Source organism: Acaryochloris sp. IP29b_bin.137, from assembly GCF_028285745.1.
Lineage (GTDB): Bacteria > Cyanobacteriota > Cyanobacteriia > Thermosynechococcales > Thermosynechococcaceae > Acaryochloris.
On record NZ_JANQOP010000216.1, the window covers coordinates 1 to 8,768 of the forward strand.

At 41.9% G+C, this 8,768-nt stretch carries 7 protein-coding genes; 3 read left to right on the forward strand and 4 right to left on the reverse strand.

The window, feature by feature from the left end:
• Positions 1-479: 479 nt before the first annotated feature.
• The 3 genes from Q0991_RS15030 to Q0991_RS15040 all read right to left on the reverse strand — a co-directional run bounded on the left by Q0991_RS15030 (position 480) and on the right by Q0991_RS15040 (position 4,892).
• Complete coding sequence (locus tag Q0991_RS15030) at positions 480-1,619, reverse strand: sulfotransferase (RefSeq protein ID WP_299489627.1); 1,140 nt, start codon at positions 1,617-1,619, stop codon at positions 480-482.
• A gap of 341 nt (positions 1,620-1,960) precedes the next feature.
• A complete protein-coding gene (locus tag Q0991_RS15035; RefSeq protein WP_299489629.1) occupies positions 1,961-3,355 on the reverse strand; it encodes a cytochrome P450 in 1,395 nt (464 codons plus the stop codon).
• Positions 3,356-3,620: 265 nt separating this feature from the next.
• Entirely contained in the window at positions 3,621-4,892 is a 1,272-nt protein-coding gene (locus Q0991_RS15040) for a glycosyltransferase (RefSeq protein ID WP_299489631.1), read from the reverse strand.
• Between the two features lie 682 nt (positions 4,893-5,574).
• Here Q0991_RS15040 and Q0991_RS15045 point away from each other — a divergent pair.
• Together Q0991_RS15045 and Q0991_RS15050 are read left to right on the forward strand one after the other, a co-directional pair.
• Entirely contained in the window at positions 5,575-6,717 is a 1,143-nt protein-coding gene (locus Q0991_RS15045; protein WP_299489633.1) for a glycosyltransferase family 2 protein, read from the forward strand.
• 3 nt (positions 6,718-6,720) lie between these two features.
• A complete protein-coding gene (locus Q0991_RS15050) occupies positions 6,721-7,596 on the forward strand; it encodes an alpha/beta hydrolase (RefSeq protein ID WP_299489635.1) in 876 nt (291 codons plus the stop codon).
• Positions 7,597-7,912: 316 nt separating this feature from the next.
• Here the strand turns inward: Q0991_RS15050 and Q0991_RS15055 are convergent, their stop codons facing one another.
• Positions 7,913-8,050, reverse strand: coding sequence for a hypothetical protein (locus Q0991_RS15055; RefSeq protein WP_299489637.1), 138 nt, complete (start codon positions 8,048-8,050; stop codon positions 7,913-7,915).
• Positions 8,051-8,403: 353 nt separating this feature from the next.
• Here Q0991_RS15055 and Q0991_RS15060 point away from each other — a divergent pair.
• Positions 8,404-8,768: alpha/beta hydrolase (locus Q0991_RS15060; RefSeq protein ID WP_299489639.1), on the forward strand; the 365-nt coding region annotated here is incomplete at its 3' end.

An 8,768-nucleotide genomic window follows, 5' to 3' on the forward strand; every position in this document is an offset into this window, starting at 1 on the left:
TGCAACTGAAACCCCATAAACGACTCAATTACCAGAGAGGCATGAGGGCGCTATCACTGATTCAGAACACATTGTGAAACCCTTGTCATCCCCAAAGGAAATTAACAATGTTGTAGAAGATTGAACTTGTAAAAGATAGGTGCTGGGCAGGGCCGTTTCAAGTTCCTGAAAGAAAATCTAATACTAAGATTCTTGTGTACCCAGACTTCCCATAACACAGTTGCCATCTCACGAATTTCTAGTGCTTTTGCATTACCTCCGGTTAACTTGAAACAGCCTTGGGGTGCAGGGTAGCTCAAAGCTCAAGTTAGAGGTTAAAACGCTAACAGAATGTTAATTCTCAATTAAAGGAACTGAATTGCTCCTTTAATTGAGAATTACTGATTATTTTGACGTTTGGAGATTAATAGCAAACACCATATGTACTTTTTCAAGAAGCCAAGAGTTTAAATATAGTGTCTGAGTAGCAACAATTAAACTTAATCATTAGCAAGCAACAAAGTACCTGGAACTATAAAGTTTGATTGCTTTATTTCCGGATGTCTGTTTAATAATTTTTCAATTTTTTGGCGAATCTTTGAAGCATCCGGTATTTCTACTCCATTGTTATTAATCTTCTTCCATGACAGGTTGGAATTGCTATGAGCATCTGTTTTGAATGCCTCACAGGCCTGATGAACCTCGTCAGTTGGTAAATCACAATACTTAAAAATGGAAGTAACCATTTGGTGTGGATTAGCTAACAAATCTTCATAACGAAGAGCACAAATTGTAATTCCTTGCTGCCGCAAGAGCAAGTAGCGTTGCATTACTGATAACCATGACGCTGTGTATACATCAATAGCATTAGGATCATTAAAGTCTATATAATTGGCATAATCCTTAAGCAAAGGGATAAATTTGCTATATACATCAATATTCTGTGCAATTGTCGGAAGCATAGTACTAAGGAAAACAAAAGCACGGATAGACGATTTAACTACATCTTCCAGATTGCGATATAGGAAAAGAACTTTAGCATCAGGATAAGCCTTATAGATTAAGTCTCCCAGTTCAATACAGAAACTGCGCAGCTTAATTATAAGACATGAAGATTCTCCTTTTAGAGTTGTTTTACCTAGAAGAACAATACAGATTTTCAGCAACTGAGTTATTTCCTGATCATTACTACCATCAGTATTTCGGATAGCTACAATCTGAGAAAAGAAATCGGGTTCTGACAAACTAACAACTGAATCAACCTGATTAAATACCTTACTAAGTAAGGTAGAGCCACACCGCCCTACAGAATAAACTATTACTAGCTGCTTAATCGGCGATTCCCACGCTTCTGCCAGTTGAAATAAGTCTTGAAAGGGTACTGCGATTAACTTCTGTGCATATTCATACTGAGTCTGGTGAACAAAAGATGCATCAGCAAGAAAAATATTTGATGGAGTTTCAACAAAGATTGCTTTTTGATTCTGAAGATCGAGACAATACAAACTAATATTAGATTTTTCAAGAATTGTTTTAGACTCAATATCTTCTCCTTCAATATAGTCAAAATCTTGTAGCTTGACGATAGATAGAAGATCTGGTCGTTGCTTACCTTGGATGTGAAGAATTTTACTGCTCATTTCGATTCGCTTAATTATATTGAATAAAAAAACTTTAGTAATTACTACTGAGATAATGCTGTTATCTAACTATTTTCAGACAGCTTCTTGTCCATTAAGGGATTTAGAAATTTTGTCAGGTATAGTTGAGAATAGCTTTAGTTATCTAAGTTGATGCTGGTGGTGAGAGCAAAAATCATACAACAACAATCATGTTATATAGTGATAAATGCATCGAGAGTTTACAATTTCTAGTGTGTATAGTATTAGCAGCATGATTCTTGTAGTATCGAAAAAAGCCAATATGAATTATGTACTTTGACTAGTAATCATCTAAAAAAAAACAACAAATCACTACTTCATTAAACTACACTAGAAATGCCCTCATAAACTTTCTGGTTTTGAGGACGCTTTCCGCTTACTACCATCCTCACACCTTCTGAGGGAGATATCAGGAGACCCCGGCGCGCTGGCTTTACAGGTTTGCTATCTGCTAACTTTAACTCCCAGTTTGAAAGAACTGTTGCCAGAACCAATTTCATCTCAAATTGAGCAAATGCCATACCAATACAACGACGGTTTCCACCTCCAAAAGGCAAATACTCATAGGGAGAAAATTGACGCTCTAAAAAACGCTCAGGCTTGAACTTCTTTGGCTCAGGATATATATCTTCCCGATGATGGGTTAGATAAATACTTGGACTTAAGAGAGTCCCCGGCTCAAGCTGATAGCCCATAATCTTTATGGGCGATTTAACTACTCGCTGAAATGCTGAAGTCGTTACCGGATAGAACCTTAGGGTTTCTTGACAGACAGCATTTAAATAAGGTAGTTGGAAAAGAGCATTGGAATCATGGTTTTCATTGAGGGAATCCAACTCTTGTATGAGTTTCTCATGCACTTGTGGCAGATAATGAATCCAGTAAAATGCCCAAGCTAGAGAAGTCGCAGTAGTTTCATGACCCGCAACTAATAGGGTAATCAACTCATCTCGCAACTCGATATCAGACATCTGCTCACCAGTCTCATCACGAGCTGCAATCATTAACGAGAGGATATCAGTCCGGGAAGAGTCTGGTTTTTTACGACGTTCAGCAATCTCTGCATAGATAAGTTCGTTAATTTGCTGTTCGTTATGTACTAAACGTCCCCAAGGACTGAGTGGCCCCCAATCCTTTTGCAATACGGGGAACATGAGCAGGATTATCCTGAATATAGATTCTGTCCCCTCTAGCCTTGTCATGAGAAGTTGCTTGAGTTGTTGATAACGGGGACCATCTTCTAGACCAAATATGGCTTTCAAAATTACCTGAAAGGAGATTTCTTGCATGGATGAGCGCACTGAGAAGGTCTCGCCAATCTTCCATCGCGAAATAACTAGTTTTGTAATATTACAGATCAGTTGTTTATAAGCTCGCATCCTTTCCCCATGAAACGGCGGTGTTAACAACTTCCGCTGCTGTTTGTGGCGATTGCCTGAAAGTGCGATCAGTGATTGGGGACCCAAAAAGGGAGGTTTAATACCCGCTGCCTTACCAGAGTCTAACTGTTTTGAATTAGCATTAAAAATCTCTTGTATTCCCTGAGGATTGCTAATCAATACAACGGGAACATTACTTAGGCCAATTGGAATAGTAAAGATATCACCATACAGCTGCGCATAGGTTTCCAGAAGTTTTAAGGGATTAGTAAGCCATTGTAACTTCTGTCTTAACGGTAAAACCTGAGGTCCCTCTGGCAATCTGGAGGCAATCATTATTTTTCATCTCCCAAATAATTGAAGCGATACTGGTTCTACTCGATGAGATTAATAGCTGGAAAGACTTGTCATACTTGTATAACAACTAGTTTTCTGATAACCCTATAAATCCTAACCTTTAGGACGCTATATGGATTTCTCCTAGGACGGAACCAGTACCTGTTTTGACATAGTTTTGTGAGCAAGGGATGAATCTAGACTCTTTAAATAAAATTTGTACAAATTAGACGTATCTACCCTCCTTTAGTAACTTTTTTACAAGCTAAGCCAAAACTGGCTTACGTGTAGATACGGACTGTTCAATAATGTTGGCAGCTCGACTGACACCACCTGCTTGATTAATCGATTTCTGTAATCTAACTGCGTTCTGCTTATAACGATCTTCTGTTAACACTTTTTGGATAGCCCTTCGTAGCCTGGAAACGCTTACAGTTTTTACGGGTAAGGCTTCCCCACATCCAGCCCAAACCACACGAGCTGCAATCCCAGGCTGATCATTTGCGATCGGAATGGCCACCATTGGCACCCCGTTATTAAGACATTCCAAAGTAGTATTCATCCCTGCATGGGTAATTGTGAGGGTGGCCTTTTGCAATAATTCTAATTGGGGAGCATATTCTAAAACTAAGGGCGATCCAGCAAGCTTGGGGAAGGATTCTATTTTTGCTGAACCACCTAAAGAAATTACCAACTGAGCCTCCAATCCTACACAAGCTTCAGCAATCTGCTGAAACACCCCTATTAGGCGGTTTTGAACAGTACCCAGTGAGGCATAAATCAACGGCTGACCAGTTAACTTTTCATAAGGAAAACTAGGAATTTCTCGACCAGCTGAACTATGATAGGGTCCCGTGAAATGGAACCACTTGGGTAATTGTTCTCTGGGAAACTCTAATTCAGGAGGTTGTTGACTGATTTGAGCCAATGGGGAATATCGTTCATTGGGACTAGATTGGACAGGCAACTTCCATCCTTGACGATACTCATTTATCACTTCTGTGATAGGCTTCACGTTCCGCTTCAATAACTGGTAACCGAATCGGTTACGCAATCTTCCCCACCAAGTTGGATTATATTTCCAATTTGTGAAATGAGGAGGGATACTATCTTCGTGATTCAGTACCACCGCACTGCAAATGCTAATAAAGGGAATACCTAAATAATCTGCTATTGTTCCTCCTTCCGGTGAAGCTTGATCGACTAGTAATGCTTCCAATCCTGCATCTTTTATTACGGTTGGAGCATCTTTTAATAAGATAGCTGCACCATCTCTAAGGGCATTAACAGTATATTTCAATGCTTCAAGACCGCTGAGCTTACCCAACTGAGCTAATGATTCTTCCATTGTTCCTTTAGGAAACCGTGATTCTCCAATTCCCTTAAATTCCAATCCAGCTGCTCGCGTTTTAGATTCTGCATCAAGTATGCCAACTAAAACGACGTGATGCCCCCGCTTTTGAAGTTCTTTGCCCAATGGGAGCATAGTATTAAGATGACCAGTTGAGGCAGGACAAATTAGTCCAAAATGAGTCATAAAGTTTTCTCAGCAAAAGACATTTTAAATATATATTTTAGAAATATATATTTACCAAATTTTACAAATTTGGGTAGTGATTTACATGATAAAAATAGTTAAAGCCCCTTCCAAACAAGTATTTCAGCTACAAATAAGATGCCAGATTGCTCCAATTTGATTGCCTAAAAATTTGAACAATAGAAGAGTTATTCTGATTAGTTTATGCAGTTATTGCTTGCAGGTATTATTCAAGTACTCTATGTAGGTATTTTGATCTATTTCCTTGCCTGTAATATGACGATACTTTCTCGGAACCAATATTGCGTAAAATCGCCAAAATTTATTAAAAGCAAGTGCAAATCCATTGATAGACTTCAGATAAAAAGATCTATCTTTTTGTGCAAGATATATGATCTATCACCTAGCAGCATCCAATAATTTCTCATAAAAAACGGTCAATTGATCATTTTTTTAAAAAAACGTATTTAATTTGCGCTTTATTAAGTTCTTTCTAAAAATAAATGTGATTTGTTTATGCTCTTCAGGTGAAAGTAATCATTGGAATTTCTCCTGTACACTGAGAAAGTTATCTCGTATCCACAGAGAATATACAGACTAAAGCATGATAGGAACTGCGTTAAGTGGGATTGTTCTGATATCAATACTATCCATTTGCTTATCGCTGCTGGGCATATATGGCATGAATGTCTTCTTCGGTTACCTGCGTCAGTCTCTTGAGCAAGCACCTACTGTAACGCCTTTAGGTGTGATGCCAGTCTCATTGCCCACCGTTAGTGTAATCATTCCTGCCTATAACGAAGCCGTCAATATCCAGGACTGCATAATATCGGTTTTGGCCAGCGAATTACCCCATCAAGATTGTTTGCAGGTACTGGTTGCTGATGATGGCTCCACTGATGCGACACGGACTCTGGCTTTGGCGATGGCTGATCAAGACCCTCGGGTACAGTTAATCCCAGTGCCACCACGACCACAAGATGCGGTATGGCAGGGTAAGAATTGGGCCTGCACGAAAGCGGTGCTTCAGGCGACGGGTGACTACTGGCTTTTTATCGACGCAGATGTACGATTAGCTCCCCAGGCCATTGCCACTGCAGTGGTAAAAGCTGAGCAAGACCGAATCGGCTTACTCAGTCTGTCACCCAATATTCTCTGTGGTTGTCTAGCAGAGTGGCTGGTGCAACCGCTGATGGGAAGTATCCTGGCAGTTGGATTTAGCTTTGCGGGAGTCAACGATCCAACCCAGCCTGAGCAAGCCTTTGCTGCAGGACCATTTATGTTGTTCCACCGATCTGTCTACGAAGCAGTCGGAGGGCATCAGGCTGTAGCCGACAACCTAGTGGAAGATGTTGCTCTGGCTCAGCTGATCAAGCAACAGGGCCATCGACTGTACTATGCCCAGGGGCTGGAACTGATGGAGGTGAGGATGTATCAAGACTGGGCAGGATTATGGGAGGGCTGGACCAAGAATTACTATCTGGGGAACGGGCGCAATCTTTTTTCAACACTCTATTCGGCTCTAGTAATGCAAGTGGTATATACCTTTCCCTGGATTGGATTAGGATTGGCTATTGCACTGGAGATCGTTGAACGATCAGCAGCGGGTGTTGTGCCTGTGATGCTAGGGATAGGTGCAATTTCGCTGCAATACTACTATCGCCTACAGACTGCCCAAAGGTTTCGCCAGCCCTTGCGATATGCCTGGCTTAGCTGGCTCAGTGGCATACTGGTATCGTCTATTGCTGTTGGTTCCATAATAAAAACCGAAACTGGCTGGGGCTGGACCTGGCGTGGTCGTCCCTTGAAAGTTCAGGCTCAATAACCCATGCAGAAAAATACCCTGTCGCTACCAGCCTATACTGCTGCCTACACCGATCAAGGGCAAGGGCCACCATTGATCTTCTTGCATGGTTTTCTTGGTAGCAGCAGCTGCTGGCAACGCATTATCCCCGAGCTGCAGTCAGCTTACCGCTGCCTGGCACTTGATCTGTTGGGCTTCGGCGACTCTTCTAAACCCCGACTACGCTATAACATCTGGCATCAAGTCGAGTTTTTGCAACAATTTATTCAAACCTTAGATCTGAAAAACTTTCATTTGGTTGGCCATTCCTACGGTGGCTGGACAGCGGCAGCTTATGCCCTCGCCGCGACAGGGCTTGGCTGGACATCGCAGGGTTGGTCCTCCTTAACACCGATCTCTACCTCGATCCCATCTCCGGCTTCCCTCACCTTGATTGCCCCTGCAGGAATTCGCGACGACAGCTTCGTCGGTCGCTACACTTACATGAAACCGTTATTATGGGAGACCCCGTTAGTTGACTGGGGATTAAAATTGATTGCTCCCATGGCCAGAGTTGTCAACCAGCAATCGGCATTTCAAAAAATTTTTCAAGCTCGTCAAGAACTTTTAAAGCAGCCTGTCGCCAAGTCTTTTCTGGTAGATCGTTGGCGGCCTGAAGACGCCATAGATACTGTTGACCAACATGTGCAGCAGTTACAGATACCTACTCAGGTCGTTGCGGGTCAGCAAGACACCACCATCCCCCTTTGGCACTGTCAAACCTATGCCGAGAAAATAGCGACAGCGACCCTTAGTGTCATTCCCAATGCCGCTCATGATCTGATCCAAACTCATAGTTTTGAAACTGCCCAAGTCATTTGCCGTTTTTTGGACCAGGTTCAGAACCGTGTAGTGGATTAGCATTCGCAATGTCTGGCTTAACCCTCATTGATCACTTTAAGTAGATGAAATTTGAGACGACGAAATTACGTTTGGAGTGAATCCAATCATCAGGCCATTGACTAACGATACCTCAGGCTTCTTTGGGGATAACAAGGGACTTACAACGTAGGCTGAATCAGAGATAGTGTCTTCATTCCTCTTTGATAATTGAGCCATTTATGGGGTTTCAGTTGCATCAATTCAACCACGAATTGAGTCCAGTCCCTGACTGCCTCACATATTGCTCCACTCTTTTCTCAAAAACCATGAGAATAAACGCTTTGAGCTACTTCTGTCAGGCAGTCAGGTAAAGCAGGATAAGTTCTTGATTGGCGGCAAGCACTGCTTTGACCTGGGCTTGCCAAATACGAGTATTGAGATGCTCTAGACAGTTCTCGTAATTAGCAGACGTTAGTTCCAATCCTTTTCCCATGTACTCTTCGGTTATCGGGCATATTTTATCTTTGGCTCATTGGCTTATACGACAATATACCTTTCCCCAAATAAGATTACTTTTTAGTTACTTCAAAATTGAGCCAGTTGAGCCCCCCAAAAAGATATTACTTTAACCTTACTGAAAAACTTTGGAAAAATGAATAGGCTTAGTTTGTGTTAATCAATCAGCCCGCTGACCATTGCTTACTCAAAGGTCTCATGCGAAGAGGTGTATATTCACCCTTCATGATTAATCACTGAGAATTAGAACGCTTTATTGTCTGCGCTAATTCCCAATTCTTTCTTAATGTCGAATGTTGCCATTTATTCCTACGAATAGGAGAGTTTGTGATGTCTATTTTTCCCCAAGTGCGATCGCAATCAAGTTCCAAGCCTCATAGCCCACGGCTTGCGGTGGCAGCCGCAGTTCTAGGTACTAGCGTTAGCTTGCTGGCCGGTACAGGGGCTATCGCAGCTGAGTCGGTCACTCTGAAATATAATTCCGACACCGTAACGGTTACCTTGCCCGAGATGCAGAGCTTTGCCCAGTCGGGTCAGCTAACCCCAGCCCTTCAAACCTTTTTTCATACCACCCAAAAAGTTCCCACTCAGTGGAGCGAACTCCTCACCAAAGAGATCAAAATCCCCTATTTTATTGAACGTTTGATCCACAGCCCTAAAGGCAGGTTTGTCCTCCACCAAATTGACGAAATGGT

Excerpts from the sequence above, each read along its gene's own strand:
- Q0991_RS15055 (WP_299489637.1), bottom strand. The coding sequence starts at position 8,050 with ATGGGAAAAGGATTGGAACTAACGTCTGCTAATTACGAGAACTGTCTA.
- Q0991_RS15035 (WP_299489629.1), bottom strand. The coding sequence starts at position 3,355 with ATGATTGCCTCCAGATTGCCAGAGGGACCTCAGGTTTTACCGTTAAGA.
- Q0991_RS15030 (WP_299489627.1), bottom strand. The coding sequence starts at position 1,619 with ATGAGCAGTAAAATTCTTCACATCCAAGGTAAGCAACGACCAGATCTT.
- Q0991_RS15045 (WP_299489633.1), top strand. The coding sequence starts at position 5,575 with ATGAATGTCTTCTTCGGTTACCTGCGTCAGTCTCTTGAGCAAGCACCT.
- Q0991_RS15040 (WP_299489631.1), bottom strand. The coding sequence starts at position 4,892 with ATGACTCATTTTGGACTAATTTGTCCTGCCTCAACTGGTCATCTTAAT.
- Q0991_RS15050 (WP_299489635.1), top strand. The coding sequence starts at position 6,721 with ATGCAGAAAAATACCCTGTCGCTACCAGCCTATACTGCTGCCTACACC.